The following is a 1,282-nucleotide window of genomic DNA, read 5'->3' as shown; positions in this document are numbered from 1 at the left end:
CCCCCGAGCGCCTCGCCTTCATGCTCAAGGACGCCGACCCCAGGCTCGTCCTCACCGCCGGCACCGCCGGCCGCGCCCTGCCCGACACCGCCCCGCTCCTCCGCCTCGACGACACCGCACTCCTCGCCCAGCTCGAACGCTCCCCCGACACCAACCCCACCGACGACACCCGCCTGCACCCCCTCCAACCCCTCCACCCCGCCTATCTCATCTACACCTCCGGCTCCACCGGAACTCCAAAGGGCGTGGCGGTCTCGCGCAGGAACCTCGATGCCTTCCTGGCTGCCATTACGGCCCAGATCCCCCTCACTCCGGACGACCGGCTGTTGGCTGCTACCACCATCGGCTTCGACATTGCTGGCCTGGAGTTGTTCCTGCCGCTGATCCGCGGCGCCCGGATTATCCTTGCCGGCCACGAGACAATACGAGACCCCATAGCGATTGCGCAGCTCATCGCGTCGTGTGGCGCAACCGTCCTGCAAGCCACTCCAACTTATTGGCAGGGTCTGCTCGAAACCCGGCCACAGGTTCTGGCCGGCCTGCAGATTCTCGTCGGCGGCGAGATTTTGCCACGGCGATTGGCCGGGCAATTGGCCGAAGCATCCGGGAACAACGTCGTCAATCTCTACGGTCCAACCGAAGCGACGATCTGGGCCACGACCGCCAGGATCGAAAACGCTTCCGCCGGGGATCCTCCGATAGGCCGTCCCTTGGCGAACTATCACGTCCGCGTGCTCGACGCAGGTCTTCGTCCGGTGCCTGTGGGAGTGCCGGGGGAGCTGTACATCGCGGGGGCAGGTCTGGCGCGGGGCTATCTCAACCGCCCGGGCCTGACCGCCGAGCGCTTCGTCGCCTGCCCCTTCGGGCCTCCCGGCGCCCGCATGTACCGCACCGGCGACCTCGCCCGCTGGCGCCCCGACGGCGTCCTCGACTTCCTAGGCCGCGCCGACCACCAGCTCAAGATCCGCGGCTTCCGCATCGAGCCCGGCGAGATCGAGGCCGCCCTCACCGCCCATCCCGCCGTCGCCCAGGCCGCCGTCATCGCCCGCGAGGATCAGCCCGGACACAGGCAGCTCGTCGGCTATGTGGTCGCCGCCCCCGCCGCCGCCCCCGACCCGGCCGAGCTCCGCCGCCACCTGGCCACGCTGCTCCCCGAGCACATGGTCCCGGCCGCCGTCGTCCTCCTCCATGCCCTCCCCCTCACTCCCAACGGCAAGCTCGACCGCCGCGCGCTGCCCGCACCGGACTTCTCCCCCGCCAGCCGCCGCGAGCCCTCCACGCC

1 protein-coding gene is annotated in these 1,282 nt (G+C 70.3%); it reads left to right on the top strand.

Going from position 1 to position 1,282, the window contains the following annotated elements:
- Positions 1-20: 20 nt before the first annotated feature.
- On the top strand, positions 21-1,282 hold a 1,262-nt coding region (locus AB4112_RS35950; protein WP_441727255.1), incomplete at its 3' end, for an amino acid adenylation domain-containing protein.

The sequence above is a fragment of the Inquilinus sp. 2KB_23 genome, assembly GCF_052115705.1.
Taxonomy (GTDB): domain Bacteria; phylum Pseudomonadota; class Alphaproteobacteria; order DSM-16000; family Inquilinaceae; genus Inquilinus; species Inquilinus ginsengisoli_A.
Note: the sequence above shows the minus strand (reverse complement) of the source record. Positions and strands in the feature narration are given on the sequence as shown.